The following is a 19,757-nucleotide window of genomic DNA, read 5'->3' on the forward strand; positions in this document are numbered from 1 at the left end:
ATCAGTATGCTGAAGATAGCGGCTGGATATCCGGCATAAAAGTATATAGCGAGCCTAGACCTGACGAGCAGTTGCTATTTCCGAACTGAATAACTTGTCAAACCGCCGCATCAATGTTTCGAGCGGGCCGGCGGCAAACCGCGTGATCAGCCAGCCCGCCGCCAGGGTTACGGCTGCGACGAGCAGATCACCGAAGGGAAGGCCGCCAAGCCCCGGATCGATTCCCGACAGTCCAAGGATCCAGATTACAACGAATTGAGCCGCATACAGGGTCAGCGCCACACGTCCAACTGCGGCAAATGGTGTCAATACAACAGGGATGTTTTTCGGGATAAGAAATACCAGTCCCAGTACGAGACACGCGGCTCCAAGTCCTATAAGCGTCTGAAAGGTGGATGCGCTATGCGGAGCATCCCAGAGAAGCATGTGCCAAAGGGGAGTCTCCGTGTTATAGGGCCAGATGGCGTAAGGATCCGGCTGAGCGGGGGCGGTGCCTTGAACAGTAACAAGCCACTGCTCGAAGGACTGCCGCAGATCCGGCAGAACGTAAGCAGCCAGTATCTTGCCGGCGGCCAGCATAGCGGCGCCGACTCCGGCGATCTGAAGCGCGATCCGCTTTTTGGTGAGGTCGAGACGGCCAATCGCCATTCCCGCGGCAAAGGCTGGGGCGAGAGCGACAGCTGACATCGGCCCTCCCGCAATATCGCCAAGGAACCAGGCCCCCTTTAAGAGGCTCATTCCCATCATCATCACAGGCGGACACGCGAGGAAGAGCGCGGCGGCAGTTCCGAATATCACCTTTGTGGAACGGTGAACCAGCACCAATGCCACTACAAACAGCCCTGCATAAGCGGGCAAAATTACCCCAAAAGGTGTGTTCAGCAGAATGAGGAGGTACCCTACCACATCAATAAAGACGGCTCTGGCCAGCATCCGTGTACGGAAAGCCGCGATGTCCGAACCCCGGTTTTTCATACCCCGCGCCATAATCGAATACGAGATGCCGCCGCACAGCACAAACAGCAGCGTCGTATTGCCGGAGACAATCGAGGCGTTTCGCTCGTTTAACGCAAAATGCTGCAAAAACATGCCTATAACGGCCAGTCCCCGTGCCGCATCAAGCGCTATAAGACGTCCCTTCCTGCGGGGGGGTTCTTTAGAGGTCTCTTGCCCTCCGCTATTTTCTTGCTTCACTTGATTCTCTTGACTCTCCGGGGGGAATACCTCCGGTCCGGACGGATTATCAATGGGCTTTGGCCTCGTACTATCCATCATCAAATTCTATTCCTCCTCTGTCCTTCCTTCTCTTCCCCCACCTTCATTAACAGTAGTTGTAAGGACGGTGTCAGGCTAAAACCCAATATAGCCGGCAGATGTCGCTAAAGTTTGATCAACTTGTAAACAAGTTGTCACAGCGAAAATCAGGGTTTGATTATTCCGGTTCCAATCGATAATATAAGTACAATGCCGGCGGGTTTACAGGCATGAGAAGAACAGAGACGGGGAAATGCAATGAATAACTCGAAGATTTTGATTATCGAAGACGATGGGCCAATTGCCGATTTGCTTGCCTATGGACTTGCCATGGAGGGCTATCAGACCCGCACTACGTCTACAGGAGCTGCAGGAATCAACGAATTGCAGGGCTTTCAGCCCGATTTGCTGGTGCTTGATTGGATGCTGCCTGACATGAGCGGTCTGGATATCTGCAAAAAGGTTACCGCGGAATATAATCTTCCCATTCTGATGATCACAGCGAAGTCCGACATCACTGACAAAATTCTTGGCCTCGAATTCGGTGCGGATGATTACATTACGAAGCCGTTTGACCTGCGCGAAGTCGTAGCGAGGGTTCGGACCATTCTCCGGCGGGTGGACCAGGCGAACAGCAGCCAGCCTGTCGAAGCTTCAAAGACGGAGCCCATCCGCTTTAAACAGATTGAAATCCTAAAAGATGAGCATGTGGTCAAAAAAGAGGGCTGCCCTGTTGAGTTAACGCCCAAAGAGTTCGACCTGCTGATGATGCTGGTCAAAAATCAAGGCAAAACGTTTACCCGTGCGGAGCTGCTGGACCTTGTGTGGGGTTATCAGTTTGTTGGCGATACGCGCACCATTGATACGCATATCCAAAGGCTGCGGAAGAAGCTGGATGCGAGCGAATATATTACGACGGTTTTCGGGATCGGTTATAGATTTGAAAAACAGGCGGAAAAGGAATGATACGAAAAATCAGCGTCAAATTTCTGATTGGTTTTTTTCTTATATTCTCTTTTTCCTTTGTTGTGCTGAACCAGACCGTCAAAGAGTACATCCGAACCAGCAACCAGAAGCTGGTCACCTCCGAGCTGGTTGGACTTAAAAGCAACAGTAAGGTCTATGTACGGCAAGCGTTCCTGATCAATCATTATTCAAGCAATGAGCTCTATTTCGGCGAAATGGCCCAGGAGATGGCGAGTGATTTAAACCACTCCACCGGCAGCAGCGTCGGCATATATTCGGTGGACGGCAAACTGCTCCATGCTTCGGATCCATCAGTTTTTCCGCCGGAAAAAGACAGCGATCTGAGACAGGCTGTTGACGGCAACACCGCATACAGCATTACCTTTGAGTCTAAGAAAAAGGGCGCCTCCGTCCTGTTTTCTTACCCGGTCGTTATTGACGGAGCCAAGGTAGGAATTTTGCGCTTCGCCAAGGATTTCAGTCTCCTTTACCGGCAAAGCGGACAAATTCTGGAGCTTGTCTTATATATCACACTTGCTATATTTGCCGCCGCTTTTTTGTTCTCCTACATCCTCTCCAGACATATAACGATCCCGCTGGTCAAACTTGCGAAGACCTCCACCGAGGTAATGAACGGAAACCTTGACGTACGCATCCGGTTTAACCGCAAGGATGAGATTGGCCGGCTTGCCGACAATTTTAATGACATGATCGACCAGATCAGCCGTCAAATTGACATCATCAAAAAAGACCGCGATCAGCTCAAGGAACTGCACCAGCAGGAAAAACTCTTTTTTGACAATATCACGCATGAGCTGAAAACGCCGCTCACTTCCATATTAGGTTATGCGGAAATTATTAAGAAAAATGGGGAACGGGACCCGGTCTTTTTTGAAAAAGGAATGAAGCATATCATTGAAGAAAGCGGGCGTCTGCATACGATGGTACTGAGGCTGCTTGAAGTATCGCGCAGTAACCAGACACTGGACGAGCCGGATAAGGTTGATGCCGCGGCGATTCTCCAGGATGTGTGTGAGACTATGGGGATGAGGGCACAGCGGTATAAAAAGACCATAAAGTATACCGTCGAAGACGGTCTGCTTGTTTTCGGGCAGGAGGACAGGTTGCGCCAGCTGTTTATCAATTTGCTGGATAATGCAATTAAATACAGCTTGCCGCAGTCGGAGATTCTCGTAGCGGCCCATGCTGCCGGTGAGAAAACCCGGTTTGTGTTTGAGAATCCAAGCGATCCGCTTGAGGCGGAAGAACTGGCGAGCCTGTTTGAACCTTTTTATGGGGCGCATGCCGGGAACCGGGAAGCGGGCAGCGTGGGTCTGGGTCTGAATATTGTTAAAGCCATTGTTGATGATTACGGGGGCGACATTGCTATCGCCAATGAGAACAAGCGAACCGTGGTTACAGTAGAGTTCGATTCGAATAAAATGTTAAGGATGGAGAGCGGAGGATGAAGCGCAACCGTGTATTAAAAGGACTGGCGGTAATCTCGCTTCTCTGCATGCTGCTGTCGGGCTGCAAGGCAAGCCCGGCGACAGAAACAATCGTGATTCCGGGCACCGACGAAATCTATACCGGACAGCAGGGAACCCAGCCGTTTCAAGTTAAGCGGATTTACCGCATCCCGGATCAGTTACTGCATGCTGATCAATGGCTGGGATGGTCCGGCTCCGATTCGATTCTTGCCGCATTCAAGACGAGAGTATCGTCTGAGCAAATGGTGCTGCAGCGCCTGGCCTATCCTTATGAGCAAAGCCGGGAGATCGGTGGCCTTCAGCTTGATGGTCCTCAGATCAGGATGTCGCCCGACGGCAGGTATATTTTCCATACCTCCACAACGTCTTCGAAATTGACGCTGAAGGTGACTTCGCTGCCGGATGGAAAGGATGTACACACCAAGGAAATCAACCCGAACGAAAAATTTCTGCAGGCCGTCTCTTGGTCGGGCAACAGCAGGTACCTCGGCTGTTTGCTCGTAAGTCCCTTTGGCGATGAAGCCTCCCTCGTAGTATTCGATCAAAGCGCCCAAACCTTCAAAACCTATCAGCTGAGGGATGTGCCCCGGAAAGCAACGCTTCTGAATCTCAATATTTCGGATGACGGTGCAGGGGTGTTGTTGACCTCTTTATATTATAGGGAGCGGAGCAACCCTCTTTATATGATGTTGGGAACGGTTGATGGAGGGGAGCTTAAGGCGGAATACAATCACGACATTGGCGGAGAACAGAATACATGGATCACTAATGATCAGATTGCATTTCTTGGTACCGGCGGAGATCTGCTCCTCTATGACCAGCGGAACCACGAGCTTTCGGTGATGTTGGAAAAAGTGAGCAGCTTTACTATCTCCAATGATAAAAAAAGCATCGCCTACACCCTAAACAATGAGGATGTTCTCTATGCCGGCAAAATACAAGGGAAAAATGTGCTGTACAATGAGCCGGTATATCATGGAATTGTACCGGCCCAAATGGAATGGAGTCCCGATAATACAAGTTTGTTTCTCCACGGAGGAAGACAGTTTACCGATTCCCTGTCCGCAGCGGCGGATTCAAAGACGGGTCAAACCTTTATCCTTACCTTTCAGTAAAGCGGCCCGGCAGGACGCGCCTGCGGGGACATTCCTTGCGGGAATCTCTCTTGTGGGGACCTCTCCTGTTGGGACCTCTCCTGTGGGGACCTCTCCTGTCGGGACTTCACCGTCATAACCTCGACTGCTTCTTCAGGCCCAGAGTTTTTCTCCCTCCGGGCAAAAATCTGCAGCTTTCATTAAACCTTATTTCGGCGGCTGTTCCGAAGTAAGGTTTTTTTGTGCATCTTTTTATTTTCCCGCTTGTGACATCTTGTTTACATCCCGATCAAACTTTCTCGACATCTCCCCGCTATATTGAAATAGAGCCTTAATACTTCCTAAACAGACAAGGAATGAATCAGAATGAATGGGAATCTGCCTCAACCGATTATGCGGTATATGCCGGGATTGGACGGGTTGCGTGCGCTCTCTGTAATTGCGGTTATCTTTTATCATCTCCACCTCAAATGGGCGCAGGGGGGATTTATAGGAGTAGGCATCTTTTTTGTTCTGTCGGGTTATCTCATCACCGATCAGCTTCTGATCGAATGGAACACGAACCGGAGAGTGTCGCTGGTGAACTTCTGGATCCGAAGGATAAAAAGACTGCTGCCAGGGATGGTCGGCATGCTCCTGTTCGTGGCATTATGGCTGCTTGTGACCGATTCGGGCAGATTGCAGGCTTTGAAAGGAGATGTTTTGTCCTCCGTTGCTTATGTGAACAACTGGTACCTAATCTTTCATCATGTTTCGTATTTTGAAAGCTTTGGTCCTCCGTCTCCGATCGGACATCTGTGGTCCTTATCCATTGAAGAACAGTTTTATGTGCTTTGGCCGCTAGCTCTGCTGCTTGGCATCCGGATTGCGCCCCGCCGGGGCAAACTTTTGCTGTGGGTTCTAGGGGGCGCGCTTCTCTCCGCTCTCGCCATGGCGATTATCTATGTGCCGGGAACAGACCCCAGCCGGGTTTATTACGGTACGGATACCCGGGCTTTCGCTCTTTTGGTAGGAGCGGCTTTAGCGGTCATTTGGCCGAGCTGGAAACTAAGCAGCCATGTATCTTCTTTCGTCAGGAACCTGCTGGACATCTGCGGGGGGCTTGGAATTCTCGCATTGCTTTTATTGATGGGCTATACCAATGAATACGACGATCAGCTTTATCAAGGCGGTTTGCTGTACGTATCCCTGCTCACCGCCGTGGTCATCGCCGCACTAGCCCATCCAGCCGGACGGTTAGGTAAACTCATGGGATGCAAGCCGCTGGTTTGGACGGGCAAGCGGTCCTACAGCCTGTATATCTGGCATTATCCTGTCATTATATTGACGGATTCTGCCGTAAACGCGGAAGACATCCGCTTCCTGCCTGTTCTTTTGCAAATTACGGCCAGTTTTATTCTGGCAGCTTTATCTTACCGTTTCATTGAAGAACCCGTCCGGAGGGGGACGTTTCAAAGCACCTACAGACAAGCGGGGCGTATAGCTATAATCGTCTTCTTGTTCCTCATCATTCTGTCCATGAGCATGTATTTGGAGCGTTCTCCATCCAATGCGGGGGTTCCGCTGTAGTACGGGAGACACGCCCGCTGGAGCTAATGGAAGCCAGTCTGGCCGCCGGGATGACCGGGCTCCTTCGAAAACATGATACGCAATGAAACAAATATCAAAGACATAGATTCATTACATGGAAAGGATGAAATGGAAATGAAACCGAAAAAGCCGGGGATGCTGTTGCTCGCAGCAATAACTGTTGCTCTTACTATCGTATGTGTTTATGTTTTCAGCCGTAGTGAAAAGGAGGAGACCGTCGCTCTTGTGACACCTCCATCCGCCTTTGAGGGGGCGGATTCCATGCCGCAAAGTAACGGGGCGGCCACACACGAATTAGCCCAGGTAAGCAGTCCGGTCCAGCAGGATCAAGGAACAAGCGGGAAACCCAAAACGAAGCAGCAAACCGGGATGACGGGGAAAGGAATTACCGTAATCGGCGATTCCGTTATTATCGGAGTGGAACCATATTTGAAGGAACAACTTCCGGAAATTACCGTGGACGGGAAGGTCGGCAGACAGATGTCGCAGGCAAATAAAATCGTCGACACGTTAAAGTCGCAGGAGAAATTAGGCGATCAAATCGTGATTGAACTAGGTACAAACGGTCCTTTTAACAAAAAGCAGCTTCGGTCACTGCTGGATTCCCTTTCCGAAGCCGACCAGGTATTGCTGGTAACCACCCGGCTCCCGAAAAACTGGCAGGATACGGTGAACGCAAACATTAAGGAAGTTGCCGGGGAATACAGCAATACAGAAATTGTGGACTGGTACGCAGCAAGCGAAGGAAAAAAAGAGTACTTCTACAAGGATGGCGTGCATTTAAAGCCGGAGGGCTGCAAATTTTACACTTCTCTGCTAATAGACGCACTGCAGAAATGAGAATGCCTGATTTTTTGTGAGAGGAAAGGAAGGACAGCATGACGCGTACGAAAAAAAAGACCATCGTATGGACCAGCTTGTTTCTGGTTGCCCTGGCGGGAATCGCACTTTATTATGTGACGTCAATCTATAACGGTCTGGAAAGCTTAAGCAAATCGCCCGAAAGCTCCCCGTTTCACGCGGTGGAAGCGGAGGAGACCAAGGAAGTCGAACCTCCTGTATGGACGGGAACCGAGCCGGTAAATATTTTATTAATGGGAGTGGACGCGCGGGGGATGAAAAAAAATGAAATTCCCCGTTCCGACAGCATGATGGTGGTTTCACTGAACCCTGTCCAGAAACGAATTCATGTATTTTCCATCCTTCGCGATACTTATGTCGATATTCCGGACCATGCCAAAAACCGGATCAATACGGCAATAACGCATGGCCCGAATACAGCGATGAAAACGGTAAGTGATCTGCTGGGCATCCCTGTGCAGTACTACGTATACACCGACTTTCAAGGTTTTATTAAGCTTGTAGACGCGGTTGGCGGTGTTGATTTTTATGTGGAAAAGGACATGCACTATTTAAGCGAGGCGGACAAACATGAATATGATATCGATCTGAAAGAGGGCGAACAGCATTTGGATGGCAAAACGGCGCTGCAATATGTTCGTTTCCGCCATGATGCGATGTCCGATTTTACCCGTACGGAAAGACAGCGGGAGTTCCTGAAAGCAATCGCCGATAAAATGAAAAAAACCACTTCGATCATGAAGCTGCCGTCTATCCTTAGCGAAGTCAGTCCTTTTATCGACACCAATCTGTCGGTAAACGATATGTGGAAACTGGCTTCCTTGGGATTTGCAAGCAAGGTGGAGGGAAGCGAACAAATCCCCCCGATGAAGCTGCTGGAGCAGACTTATGTTGGCCGGGCTGCTGTATTAACCGTATCAAGCGGCACGGAACTGAAGGAATATGTCCAGGACGTAATCAATAACTCCGGCCCTGCGGCAAGCCCGGCGAATGCAGGACAGGAGTCCTCTGAGTCCGCAGAGTCTGTTAAGTCTATTGAGATGAGATCATGAATCGTAAAAAACCAAAAAGAACATGTAGGACGCCAAGCGGATTTCAGAAGACTGAATCCGTTTGACGTTTTTTGTTTAGGGTCCGCTGCTTATGGTACGATCGGAACAGCAGAGTAAATCCAGCGGGCATGTTGCCCAAAAGGGCATGCCCGTCTGCACCTTCGGACGATGCCCGAGGTTGTCCGTTCCTATAAAATGAAGGAATGCGGTGATGCCGGGGTACTGTAGGGACAGCTCGCTTCACCTGTACTGCTCCAGTTTAGTCTAAATAAAAGAATCCTTTGAATGGAAATGGGTGGTCTATTGAACGAAAAAAAAGATGGGCTAGAGACGATCAATGAACTGTTTGCGACCCGTCTGCCTATACTCATCTGGCTGAGCCTTGTCTATGCAGGGACAGTGGTCCTCCAATTTTTGCGTGACCCTGTGATTCTGCAGAGTGCCGTGTTTACGGGACTATTTACAGTCCACGTTCTGCTTCACTTGAATTCTTATCGTGTGACCCCAAAGCAGTTCTGGTTTTATTTTGCGGGTCAAGGGATTCTGATATATTTGTGCGCGATCCTTATGCCGGGAGGGTACCAGGCCGTACTGATCGGGCTGCTTCCCGTATTGATCGCACAAAGTCTTGGTTTTTCTGTCCGGAACCGCAGAATGGTGTTTGTGGCTCTAATCAGTATTGCTATATTTTTTGACTCCGCCTTAACCGTTGGGGATACGGATGAATTGCTGATTTTTCTCCCTCTCTTTACTTTAATGTTAATCATCGTGATGGCTTACGGCACTTTATTTTTTAGGCAAGTCCACGAACGGCTGCGGATTCAGAGTTTTCTGCATGATCTTCAAGAGGCGCACCGGAGGGTGGAGGAGCTTACGCTGTCCAATGAGCGGCAGCGGATGGCCCGGGATTTGCATGATACGCTGGCGCAGGGCGTGGCGGGATTAATTATGCAGCTTGAAGCGGCGGATGCCCACATGACCCGGGGAAATGCGGCGAGAGCGCAGGGCATTATCAATCAGTCCATGCAGCAAGCCCGCAGAACATTGGCCGAAGCGCGCAGGGCAATCGACGATTTGCGCATAAAATCGGCTTCCGAGCTGAATTTCAAAGAGGCTGTTGAAGATGAAGTGCAGCATTTCGAAGAGGCGACGGGCATTCAGGTTTCAGCGGACATCCGGCTGACCAAACGGCTGTCGAGAGTCGTCATGGAGCACAGCCTTCATATGATCAAAGAGGTCTTGACCAATGTTGCCCGTCACGCACGGGCGAGCCAGGTCTGGGTGCAGCTGTCGGATGAAGGCGGCAGCCTGCAGATCCAATTGCGGGACAATGGGATTGGATTTAATGCAGAGCAGATGGGCATGGAGCCCGGCCACTACGGGCTGCTTGGCATCCAGGAGCGGGCAAGGCTGATTAACGGGGAAATCCAGGTCCAGAGCAGTCCGGAAGGAACAATCATTAGAATAACGATACCGTTTGTTGAAGGAGAACACCGATGACTGCCTATAACATTATGATCGTCGATGACCATTTTGTAGTTCGTGAAGGGCTTAAGCTTATATTAGAAACAAATGAGCGGTTTCAAGTGGCGGGCGAAGCCGGAAACGGGCAGGAAGCCCTTAAGCTGTTAGAGCACATTCAGCCGGATGTCATCCTGCTGGATTTGAATATGCCTGTTATGGGCGGACTGGAAACGATGAAAGCGATGAAAACCCAGGGATATTCCATCCCGGTGATTATTTTGACGACATACAATGAAGACGAGCTCATGGTGAACGGCTTAGCCCTGGGTGCAAAGGGCTATTTGCTGAAGGATACGAGCAGGGAAAACTTATTCCGGAGCATTGAATCCGCGGTGCGTGGCGAAACGCTGCTGTCGGCTGAAATCATGGAGCGGGTCATCGCGGCCAAAACACAGACGGCTTCCCCTTCAGCCAAAGCTGATCCAAGTCTGCTGAGCGAAAAAGAAACGTATATTTTGCAGTGTGTGGCAAAAGGGTTCAAAAGCAAAGAAATTGCCTACGAGCTGGGGATTGCGGAACGGACGGTAAAAGCCCATCTAACGAGCATCTATAATAAACTTGGAGTGGATTCGCGTTCTCAAGCGGTTGCCGCCGCACTGGAACGGGGACTGCTGAATCTGTAGCTAAGGCATGCGGGAAATTTATCCTGCATGCTTTTTATTTTGTGTTCCCGGCACAATGGGCTGCCCGAAAGGGCAGAAGCCCGTCGCCCTTTCGGACGATGTTCCTCCGCCACTGCGGCTGTAAGATAGGAGCAGAAGCAAGATACAGAGTAGAGGAGACGATGCTGCAATGGCTAAAATGTTATACCGGCTCGGGTTCTGGTCGGCTAAAAACCGCCTGAAGGTGCTCATAGGAGGCATAGTGATTTTACTGGCAGCCGCTGCTGTGGCGCTATCCATGGGAACCAATTTTAAAGAAGAGACCTCCATTCCCGGTTTGGAATCACAAAAGACGCTGGAGATGATGTATAAGGAATTTCCCGCCATGCAGGATAACAGCGGAAAAATCCAGCTGGTGATGAAGGCGCCGGAACACGAGACATTAACCTCGGAGACGGCGAAACAACAAATCGGCGGGCAGCTCAAGGAAATTGCAGAGGATCCTGCAGTTGCCTCCGTAGTGAGTCCATATGACAATCATTCCTTGAACGCGGACGGAACGATTGGTTATGCCGCCATCACCTACAAATTTCCCGGGGATGAAGTGACAGACGTTTCGAAGGAACGGGTATTGGAGGCGGCCGATAATCTGCGCGCTGCCGGTTGGCAGGCTGAATTGACCGGTTCGGGGTACGTGCAGATGGAGATCGGAGGTGCGACGGAAGGAATTGGCGTATTGATTGCCCTGCTTGTGCTTACAGTCGCCTTTGGGTCGCTGCTGACCGGGGTGCTGCCGATTTTAACGGCGGCGATCGGGCTTGGCACCGGGCTGATGCTGATCATCATTGGATCCAATCTTTTTGAGACCCCGTCCTTCGCTTTATCCCTTGCCGCAATGCTGGGACTGGCGGTCGGTATTGACTATGCGCTGTTTATTATTTCCAGATACCGGCAGCAGCTGGCCGAGGGATATGAACGCAGAGAAGCCATTGCCATTGCTAATGGAACCGCTGGAAGCGCGGTGGTGTTTGCGGGAATTACGGTTATGATTGCTCTTGTTGGGTTCTCGTTCGTCGGCGTGCCGTTTTTGACAGCGATGGGGGTAGCCGGTGCGCTGTGCGTTTTTGTTGCGATTCTGACCGCCATATTTATCGTTCCGGCTCTGCTGGATTTGCTGGGCGGACGAATTAAAGCGGCGAAAAAGGCCAAAATGGAGACTAACCACCCTTTGGAGGGGGAATCCGGCAAATCCCGCAGCAATTTGTGGGGCCGGTTCGTAACCGGGAAACCGTGGATAGCGGTAGTGCTGGGGATCGCGCTGCTTGGAACGATTGCCCTGCCGTTTTTTAACATGGAGACAGGCATCCCTGACAATGCGCAGAAATCAACCGAAAAAACGGAACGCCGTGCGTACGACCTGATGACCGAGGCTTACGGCAAAGGGTACCACAGCCCGCTGGTGATCCTGGCGAAGACGGAAGGGGACCAAGCGGCGGAAGCCAATCTGGCTCGTGCCATTGAGGAACTGAAGACATATCCCAATATCGGGACGGTCGCCCCGGCTGTTCCGGGACCCTCCGGCACTTTATCGCTCATCAGCGTGATTCCTGCAACGGGTCCTCATGATGTGGAGACGGTTGATCTGGTGAAGCTGATTCGTACCAAAGCTCCGGAAATCCGGCAGAACACTTCTGTAGAGGTGATGGTAACGGGCAGTACCGCCGTTAATATCGACATCTCCGAGAAGCTCAATCAGGCCCTTCCTAAATTCTGCTTGATTATTGTCGGTTTGGCTTTCCTGCTGTTGCTGGTCGTATTCCGGTCGATTTTGGTTCCTATTAAGGCAGTTCTCGGTTTTATCCTTTCCTTAGGTGCAACCTTAGGATTTGTAACCTATGTCATCCAGGATGGGCATTTGCAGAAGCTGTTTGGGTTTCACGCCGCATCACCAGTGCTGAATTTTCTGCCGATCATCGTTGTCGGAATTTTGTTTGGGCTCGCCATGGACTACGAGGTGTTCCTGGTCAGCCGGATGCGTGAGGAGTTCAAACATAGCGGCGATGCCAAAAAATCGGTTCTTGCCGGTATCCGTCACAGCGGCGGAGTGGTAACTGCAGCGGGATTAATCATGATTTCGGTCTTTACCGGATTTATGATGGCGGAAGACCCTACCATAAAAGTGATGGGCTTTGCGCTCGCCTTCGGAATTTTGTTTGACGCCTTTGTTGTCCGGATGCTCATTGTTCCGGGCGTGATGACCTTGATGGGGAACTCAGCCTGGTACCTGCCAAAGTGGCTGGACCGACTGCTGCCGAATTTGGATGTGGAAGGCGAGGAAGTCATGAAAGCGGCCGAAAGGAAAGGGCCGGCAGCAGGTACGGCGCTTGGTTTTTCAACAGAGCCGTCTAAATAAATCGCTAATGGTATTGAGCGGCAGCATGCCGGCGTTATCCGGATCAACCGGCCCTTTTTCCGGTGATGCTGATTGATAAATAATGTAAGGGAGGTGGCTTCCCGTGACCCGGGTTTCAGTGGTGGTACCCATCCATAATGCAGAGGCCAACCTGTTCGATCTTTATTTCGGCATAAAAGAGGCAATGCGGGCCGAAGGGGTCGACTATGAAATGATCCTGGTAAACGACGGAAGCAAAGATGGCGGGGCCCGAATCCTGGATGAGCTCTCCCGTGGTGACAAAACCGTAACAGCCGTTCATTTTGACCGGCATTATGGGCAGGCCGCCGCAATCCGGGCGGGGATCCAGCAATCTTCAGGGGAGCTAATCGCGCTGATGGATGCCGGACTGCAGACGGACCCGAAGGAACTGTTCCGGCTGATGCCGTTTATCCCTAAAGTCGATTTTATTAACGGGAAGTGGACGAGCCGCAAAGGAAACTGGTTAAACAAGCTGTCATGGCGCACAGGGAACCGTATCCGCAATTGGATCACCGGCGAGCATTTCTGCGATACAGCATGTCCGATGAAGCTGTTTAAACGGGAGGTTGCTGAAAGCTTTTATTATTTTAATGGGATGCCCCGATTCCTGCCGACCTTGGCAAGAATGAACGGATTTTCCGTTATTGAAGTTTCGGTGACGCACACGGAGGCCAAGCGCGCAGGTGCCAAGCCGGATGGAAGAAAGCCGTTTTACGCAGGGGTTGTAGATGCCTTGGTTGTAGGGTGGCTTAAAAAAAGAGTTGTGCAGTATCGGATAAGAAATTAATGTTGAATGCCCAAGTACACGGAGAGGGTTAGGAGGAGGACAAATATCAGTAGGGGACAAAGAGGCAGATAAGTCAAGGAGTTTAGGAATGATTAAGCAGCCGTTTCCTGATTAAATACCGGGAAACGGCCGACACCTACATCTCCGCCTTAATATGATGCTTTGCTCTGCCTGTTCTGTCCTATATTTGGCATAAATTATCCATATTCTTTTCGAGGGAATGAAAAAACTGGTCTTCCGCATGAAGCACATTGGCCATGTGTTGCTCCATCTGGCCAGTAAGCTTAAATTCATTTATGATATATTGTCTGGTCATGGCATTCCTTAATACTTCCCATTGTTCAATGCTTTGTTCAGCGCAGTGAATGACATCGCAAAATGCATTTCGATTATTCAAGGAATTAAGCAGCAGCAACAGCACCTTTTTTTTGTCTGAATGCCGAGTGAGCGTCGTTCGGGTTAAAGAGTAAAGATCATGGGGGCGGTTAGCAATCTTCGTATTGAGGATGAAGCGACCGCTTGCAAACAAATGATTCAATTCCTGGATGGCCGAACGTCCCAAATATTCCAGACGCCCATTAGTGCTAGAGTTGGGCTTATAATAATTCTCTAGTGAGGTTCTTAGAATGAGCGAGGCTCTGGCGGGCAACTCGGCAAGCTCTTCATAGTTAGGATGTACAGTAAAGCAAGTGAATTGCCGGTTAAATGCATTTCGGAATGAATTCTTCGCATCTTGACCGATATTTTTGTTGTGCGGATATGGCTTGAAGTACTCTTTGTTATAATTTATATAATTGTCTAAGAAATAAAAATCTGTGGCTGTCTGACCTAAAACTAAAAAGATATGGCCATCCACAATGTGGTCCGTTTCCAAGGCCGGATTTAATTCAAATGTTCTGTAAAAGGGGACGCGCTTCATAAGTGTGTTCACAAATACAACTTCGTTATTCGCTAACAGCTTTTCTATTGTCCGGATAGCTTCTTCTGCATTACTGCTAATGACATGTCTATTACCGACTATTATGTAATCCTCCGGGTCTTTAATCTCGTTTAAACCTAATTCAAAATGATCATTGCCAACATGGGTAATTAATTTTAAGTTAAAATCATCCAGGAACATTTTGCACAATACACTGGAGTCCTTTATGTATCTCCTCAGCACGAAAAAAATATTTCGGGTATAGCAGTTCCCCAGTGATTGCACCTCATTAATGGGCGCTCCTTCAGAGTTGTAGTAATATTCCATTTCTAACGGCTGTACTGCCTGCAATGTCCACCCCTCCAACTGCGCGTTCTTCAATTAAATCACTTGGATCCAAGCGCACTTATTACTTCGCCTAATAACTTGGCTTCGTCTGTTTGAATGCTTAATAGAGAACCCTTAAGTGAAACCAGCACATTAGGGTCCATGGTTAAATTGTATCGAAGCGCCACATTTCTGTTCAGCAGGGAACGGTCCTCCAGCTCTTTACAACGCTCTATCCAGCGATCCCCTTTGGGCAGGAGATCCTTTTGATAAAGGTATTCCAGACGTAAAGCCATAAGCTTTTTGTGCTCCCAAAACAGATGAAAGGCTCTAATATCAAGCGCAGGTTCTTCCTCTTTAGGGTGCTCCATTTGATATATAAGCTGCTGGTACACCTCCTGCCCGTAGATGCTGGTAGTTGAATGATTAATAATATCAAAAGAGCGCTTGGAGCACAGATACCGCTGTAAACTGTCGACGATCTGTTCAACGTTTATATCAAATTTAGCGTTGATTTTGGTAAGCAAGGATACGCGCGTTATGAAATTTTCTTCCCCTGCCAAATAGGCATAGGCGGATTCCAGTTCGGAAAAAGAGCACTCAGCCTCGATAAATTTACCATCCGTGATATTGTCTCGAATGCATATGGTTTGGCGTTCAAGATCATAGCCGTAAATTAATGTCTCATGAAAGCGGTGTTCTTGACCAAATTCTTGATACGCCGTTAAAAAGTACCGGTCAAGGTGGCACCACACATAGTTGTTGCCGTTAATAGAATCCACAACAAAATCAGTAAAGGCAGGCCATTTGGAAATGATAGTTCTAGGTAATACGAATTTATTGAGAAAGGGGCAATAATCTACAAGGAATTCATGATTATCGAAAAAATAAGTTTCCCAATCCGTTACAAAGCGGAGTTGAATGAAGTTGGAAAATACCCAGGGCCATATGTGGTTATCCGAAGAAATAATGGAAAATAAGGTCCCATATATATTGGAAGTGTTTACTAATGGATCGGAAACTGGTAATGTAATTTTACTCAATTCATACCTCCATAATACCCTTTTATGTAAATGAAAGCGAAATAAATTACATTATTATACTATAATAATCCTTCATTCCATTTATGTGACCATAATCATATCATGATAATAAAGGGAAGGTTTAATCTGGCGGAGAATAGTATTTGGTAATATATTTAAGAAAATGGTTTTTAGTCACACGTACCTCTGGTGAATAAGCTGCAGAAGATGGGGGAGCTGAATATTGCGGATAGTAGTTTGTCTAAAGTTTATTGCACACGTGAACGGAGATAGCACACACAGCGGTGACGGCGGCCGAAAGCCTTCAATCTATACACGGCAGAAAGCAGCTTATCAGCTTAACTCTCCGGACAGGCAGGCCATTCATGCAGCATTGGAACTGAAGAATAGCAGCCATGCCTACGTAACTGCCATTTCTATGGGGCCGTCCGGCTGTAAAGCGGCTCTACAGGAAGTCATGGGTCATGGAATAGATGAAGCAGTTCTGCTAAGCGATCCCTCTTTTGCCGGTTCGGACACATTGGCGACGTCGTTGGCGCTTGCCCGGGCTGTAGAGAAGCTTGGGGGTTGCGATCTTATTCTCACGGGCAGCCATTCTACTGATAGTGATACCGGTCAGGTAGGTCCGGGGATCGGTGAATATCTGGGCATTCCTCATGCCATCAATGTAACGCAGGTTGAGCACTTTTCAACCGATGAGGTACAGTTCCACCGCCGGTATGACGCAGGGGTAACCATTAGGCAATCTTGCCTGCTTCCGGCAGTGTTAAGTATGAGCGGTTTAGGATCAGCATCAGATCTGAAACCGCTAACAATTGCAGCCAAATTGTCCGGCAGAACAAAAGAGATTCGAGTATGGTCTTGCCAAGATCTTGACCTTGCTCCGCAGACTGTCGGTCTATCGGGTTCGGCTACGGAAGTTGTGTCCGTGTATGAACAATACTCCGTAAGAAAGGGGATTTTGCTGGAAAGCGATGAATATCACCGATTGCTTGACCCGATAATCAGCAAAGTCAGTGAGGTTAGGAGCAGATGATTAGGATCGATCAAGAACAATGCACATACTGCCTCCATTGTGTGAACCGTTGTCCCGCCGCCGCAATCAAGGATGAGGAGGCGGGGCTGCAAATCGATGATACGGCTTGTACTTATTGCGCAATCTGCGTATCCTGCTGTCCCAACAATGCCATTGTTATAACGGACAGGATTCAGGAGCCCAAACAGCCGCTGCCGGAGAGTGAAGGTATTTGTCTCGTTGTGGAACATGCTGAAGGTGAACTCTCTCCATATTTCCCGGAACTGGTAAGCGTGGCAAAACAGCTTCAGACAATGGGAGGACAGCACATTTATGCATTGGTTATTGGAGAGGGTGCAGAAGACCTTGCCTGCCAGATGCTCCAGTGGGGACTAGACGAGGTGTGGGTGGTGGACAAGCCGGAAGTTCATCTTTACGCGGAAGACACTCATTATGATTTGATTTCTGCGGTGCTCTTGGACAAAAGGCCGGATATCGTGCTTTGTATGGCTACCGCCTGGGGCAAATCTATCTTCCCCAGAGTTGCCGTCCGCCTGCGGACGGGGCTGTGCGCCGATTGTACCGACTTAAAGGTGGGGCCTGATCACAAGGATTTTATTGTTACCAGAGCGACGCAAATGGGAGCGCAGTTTGCTGAGATAAAAATACCGGTAAGACGGCCGCAGATGGCAACTGTAAAAACCAATTATTATCCAAAAGCCGTTATCGCACAGATGGTTCAAGGCAAAATCGTTGATCTAAGCTCCCGGTATTCCTATAACCCGTCCATTCTGAAGTTCTTAGGAGTAATTGAAGAAGCTGTGAACAAGGAGAGCATTGAGAGCACAGATATTATTGTTGCGGCCGGAAGGGGAATTCAGAACGCGGACAATCTTCGTTTAATTTATGCGCTTGCGGATACGCTTGGCGGTAAGGTAGCGGTTACAAGGCCGCTTGTGGAGTCTGGTTGGATAGACAGTATGCATCAAGTGGGGCTCACAGGCAAAATGGTCAAGCCCAAACTATACATTGCCTGCGGAGTGTCCGGCGCTGTTCAGCATAAAGTCGGAATGCAGCATTCGGAGATGATTATTGCCATAAATACTGACCGGAACGCGCCTATTTTTGATTACTCCAATTATGGGATCGTTGGAGACCTTTTTACAGTTATACCTGAAATTATGTCGGCTTTGAACACCTTACAGGAGGTCGGACGATGATTGAGAAGGAGCTGTTAAGACAGCAAACGCTGCATACGATTGAAGTTATGCTCGATGAGCGGTTACTTCAGAAGGAGGATATGCTTAGATTTCAAAGCAATGTTCATGATGCCTACTCTCCGGAATATATCCGAAGCGAGATGGAAGACTGGTACAGAACATTAGGAATCGAACATATCAGCAGGCGGAAATTTTCACTTCGGATGCCGCAGTTTACAAGAGAAGAACTGAAGGAGGCGGAGCAGAGAAACGAGATTGTTTTATGTGTGCCCCAAGGCATCAGCCGCAAGCAGCTGGGCTGTTTGTTTAATATCCGCAACTGGACGCTGGAGAGTGAACTGGTTGCTGCGACCCCGGAAGTTGAAGATTTTTGGTTTACAGCGCCGCGCACAACTGAGCCGGAAATGCTGGACCGAACGGCGGTAGAGATTCAGCGTACATACAAGAAGACCGGAAAATTGGGAATGAGCCTGGAGCGGTACCTGGTATTTGTCGCACGTATGAGGCACATAACAGGAGAGACGCCGGATACCAAAACAAAGACGTGGATAACCAACGGCAAATATGAGGGAAAGGCGTTGCTTGTGGCCGGTTTTGACTCAGCAAGCGAGTTTACAGCCCATGGCTGGATGCCGAATTTCCACTCTCCTATGGTGGGCGGACGATATACCTGGATACCTGATCATATTTAAATGAAGGAGAGTCTTTCGGCTATGTACAATAGGTATTGCGCTCCGGAGCCTCATCAGCCGGTCACTCCGATTCATGTTGCTGGCCAGGCGGAACCGGGTCCCAACGAGTTATTCATTACCAACCGGTTTACTCTAACGGGAACTGAGAAGGATCCTTCCTGTTTACAGATTTTACACGGATCCTGCCATTTACCCGGACATTATCCTTACTCCAGTGTCGGGGTAGTGGCTAAGGCGGGGCCTGGAACAGAACATCGTACAGGCCAAACACTTGTATTTTCTCCGCATTATTCAAAGGATGTATGGTTACCCCTGCAAAGCGGGATGAGCGGACAGATCTTTATCTCCAACGATCTGGACCCCGTGGCTGCCGCATTTATGCCATTATTGTGTGTTGCACTGAGCGCGTATGAAGAACTGGATGATGAAAATATCAGGACAGTTGAGCTGTGGGGGAGGGGACTGCTGGGGAAGCTTTTGCTGAGGCTGCTTGAGCTGGAAGGAAAGTTAGGATTCACAATGGAAACGAAGACGGACAGGAATCAGATATGGGCCGGATTGGACAGCGGGGTATGGGGTTGTGAGGAAACGGCCATTGTTGCGCTTGATTGTGACCTGCTCGCACAGGTTCGCCACCATTCTGCTTTAAAAAGTTATCCGCCAGACCGGCACATACGATTTATTGATTTGACCAGACCAGAAATAATCAAGGAATCGATAACGCATGACCATGTTCAGGAAATCTCCCGCAGAATCAGAAAACAAGAGTTTAATGTAACCGGTCTGATTGCCCAACATATTCATGTGGAACATATGGAGCAATTTATTTTGCACGCGGCGGAAGGCTTGTTTGAAGGGAAAACAGTAGTTTATGACTGGTAGAGGAG

The 19,757-nt window shown here is 49.2% G+C and carries 17 protein-coding genes; 14 read left to right on the forward strand and 3 right to left on the reverse strand.

What is annotated here, in order from left to right; all coding sequences use genetic code 11:
- Window positions 1–54 precede the first annotated feature (54 nt).
- Window positions 55–1,194, reverse strand: a complete 1,140-nt coding sequence (locus ACE6ED_RS14645) for a DUF418 domain-containing protein (protein WP_410827925.1) — start codon at window positions 1,192–1,194, stop codon at window positions 55–57.
- Window positions 1,195–1,512: 318 nt separating this feature from the next.
- On the opposite strand from ACE6ED_RS14645, the gene ACE6ED_RS14650 reads away from it, so the two are divergent.
- The 10 genes from ACE6ED_RS14650 to ACE6ED_RS14695 all read left to right on the forward strand — a co-directional run bounded on the left by ACE6ED_RS14650 (window position 1,513) and on the right by ACE6ED_RS14695 (window position 13,654).
- Window positions 1,513–2,220 carry a winged helix-turn-helix domain-containing protein gene (locus tag ACE6ED_RS14650; RefSeq protein WP_410827926.1) on the forward strand — a complete coding sequence of 236 codons (708 nt, stop codon included), beginning with the start codon at window positions 1,513–1,515 and terminating at the stop codon, window positions 2,218–2,220.
- Entirely contained in the window at window positions 2,217–3,689 is a 1,473-nt protein-coding gene (locus ACE6ED_RS14655; RefSeq protein WP_410827927.1) for a sensor histidine kinase, read from the forward strand. Before ACE6ED_RS14650 ends, ACE6ED_RS14655 begins: the two co-directional genes overlap by 4 nt.
- Window positions 3,686–4,825: a WD40 repeat domain-containing protein gene (locus ACE6ED_RS14660; protein ID WP_410827928.1), complete on the forward strand. Its 1,140-nt coding sequence runs from the start codon at window positions 3,686–3,688 to the stop codon at window positions 4,823–4,825. Before ACE6ED_RS14655 ends, ACE6ED_RS14660 begins: the two co-directional genes overlap by 4 nt.
- A 345-nt stretch (window positions 4,826–5,170) precedes the next feature.
- Entirely contained in the window at window positions 5,171–6,373 is a 1,203-nt protein-coding gene (locus ACE6ED_RS14665; protein ID WP_410827929.1) for an acyltransferase family protein, read from the forward strand.
- 282 nt (window positions 6,374–6,655) lie between these two features.
- Window positions 6,656–7,234 (forward strand): SGNH/GDSL hydrolase family protein, encoded by a 579-nt coding sequence (locus ACE6ED_RS14670; protein WP_410827930.1) that lies wholly within the window; start codon window positions 6,656–6,658, stop codon window positions 7,232–7,234.
- 38 nt (window positions 7,235–7,272) lie between these two features.
- The gene (locus ACE6ED_RS14675; protein ID WP_410827931.1) at window positions 7,273–8,307 is read left to right on the forward strand and encodes an LCP family protein; all 1,035 of its coding nucleotides are present in this window, start codon (window positions 7,273–7,275) and stop codon (window positions 8,305–8,307) included.
- A gap of 303 nt (window positions 8,308–8,610) precedes the next feature.
- Window positions 8,611–9,807 carry a sensor histidine kinase gene (locus ACE6ED_RS14680; RefSeq protein ID WP_410827932.1) on the forward strand — a complete coding sequence of 399 codons (1,197 nt, stop codon included), beginning with the start codon at window positions 8,611–8,613 and terminating at the stop codon, window positions 9,805–9,807.
- Window positions 9,804–10,454: a response regulator gene (locus ACE6ED_RS14685; RefSeq protein ID WP_410827933.1), complete on the forward strand. Its 651-nt coding sequence runs from the start codon at window positions 9,804–9,806 to the stop codon at window positions 10,452–10,454. Before ACE6ED_RS14680 ends, ACE6ED_RS14685 begins: the two co-directional genes overlap by 4 nt.
- A gap of 169 nt (window positions 10,455–10,623) precedes the next feature.
- Window positions 10,624–12,846, forward strand: a complete 2,223-nt coding sequence (locus ACE6ED_RS14690) for an MMPL family transporter (RefSeq protein ID WP_410827934.1) — start codon at window positions 10,624–10,626, stop codon at window positions 12,844–12,846.
- 103 nt (window positions 12,847–12,949) lie between these two features.
- On the forward strand, window positions 12,950–13,654 hold the full coding sequence (locus tag ACE6ED_RS14695; RefSeq protein ID WP_410827935.1) for a glycosyltransferase family 2 protein: 705 nt from the start codon (window positions 12,950–12,952) through the stop codon (window positions 13,652–13,654).
- Window positions 13,655–13,835: 181 nt separating this feature from the next.
- On the opposite strand, the gene ACE6ED_RS14700 is transcribed toward ACE6ED_RS14695, so the two are convergent.
- Together ACE6ED_RS14700 and ACE6ED_RS14705 are read right to left on the reverse strand one after the other, a co-directional pair.
- On the reverse strand, window positions 13,836–14,924 hold the full coding sequence (locus ACE6ED_RS14700) for a hypothetical protein (RefSeq protein WP_410827936.1): 1,089 nt from the start codon (window positions 14,922–14,924) through the stop codon (window positions 13,836–13,838).
- 35 nt (window positions 14,925–14,959) lie between these two features.
- Window positions 14,960–15,943, reverse strand: coding sequence for a hypothetical protein (locus tag ACE6ED_RS14705; protein ID WP_410827937.1), 984 nt, complete (start codon window positions 15,941–15,943; stop codon window positions 14,960–14,962).
- A gap of 223 nt (window positions 15,944–16,166) precedes the next feature.
- Here ACE6ED_RS14705 and ACE6ED_RS14710 point away from each other — a divergent pair, with 223 nt between their 5' ends.
- From ACE6ED_RS14710 to ACE6ED_RS14725, 4 genes are read left to right on the forward strand one after another with little or no spacing between them, the layout of a single operon-like run.
- On the forward strand, window positions 16,167–16,979 hold the full coding sequence (locus ACE6ED_RS14710) for an electron transfer flavoprotein subunit beta/FixA family protein (protein ID WP_410827938.1): 813 nt from the start codon (window positions 16,167–16,169) through the stop codon (window positions 16,977–16,979).
- Window positions 16,976–18,178, forward strand: a complete 1,203-nt coding sequence (locus ACE6ED_RS14715) for an FAD-binding protein (protein ID WP_410827939.1) — start codon at window positions 16,976–16,978, stop codon at window positions 18,176–18,178. Before ACE6ED_RS14710 ends, ACE6ED_RS14715 begins: the two co-directional genes overlap by 4 nt.
- Window positions 18,175–18,870 carry a hypothetical protein gene (locus ACE6ED_RS14720; RefSeq protein WP_410827940.1) on the forward strand — a complete coding sequence of 232 codons (696 nt, stop codon included), beginning with the start codon at window positions 18,175–18,177 and terminating at the stop codon, window positions 18,868–18,870. The genes ACE6ED_RS14715 and ACE6ED_RS14720 overlap by 4 nt, the downstream gene beginning before the upstream one ends.
- Window positions 18,871–18,891: 21 nt before the next feature.
- A complete protein-coding gene (locus ACE6ED_RS14725; protein WP_410827941.1) occupies window positions 18,892–19,752 on the forward strand; it encodes a hypothetical protein in 861 nt (286 codons plus the stop codon).
- Window positions 19,753–19,757 lie beyond the last annotated feature (5 nt).

This window comes from Paenibacillus nanchangensis (genome assembly GCF_046543445.1).
Lineage (GTDB): Bacteria > Bacillota > Bacilli > Paenibacillales > Paenibacillaceae > Paenibacillus_AQ > Paenibacillus_AQ nanchangensis.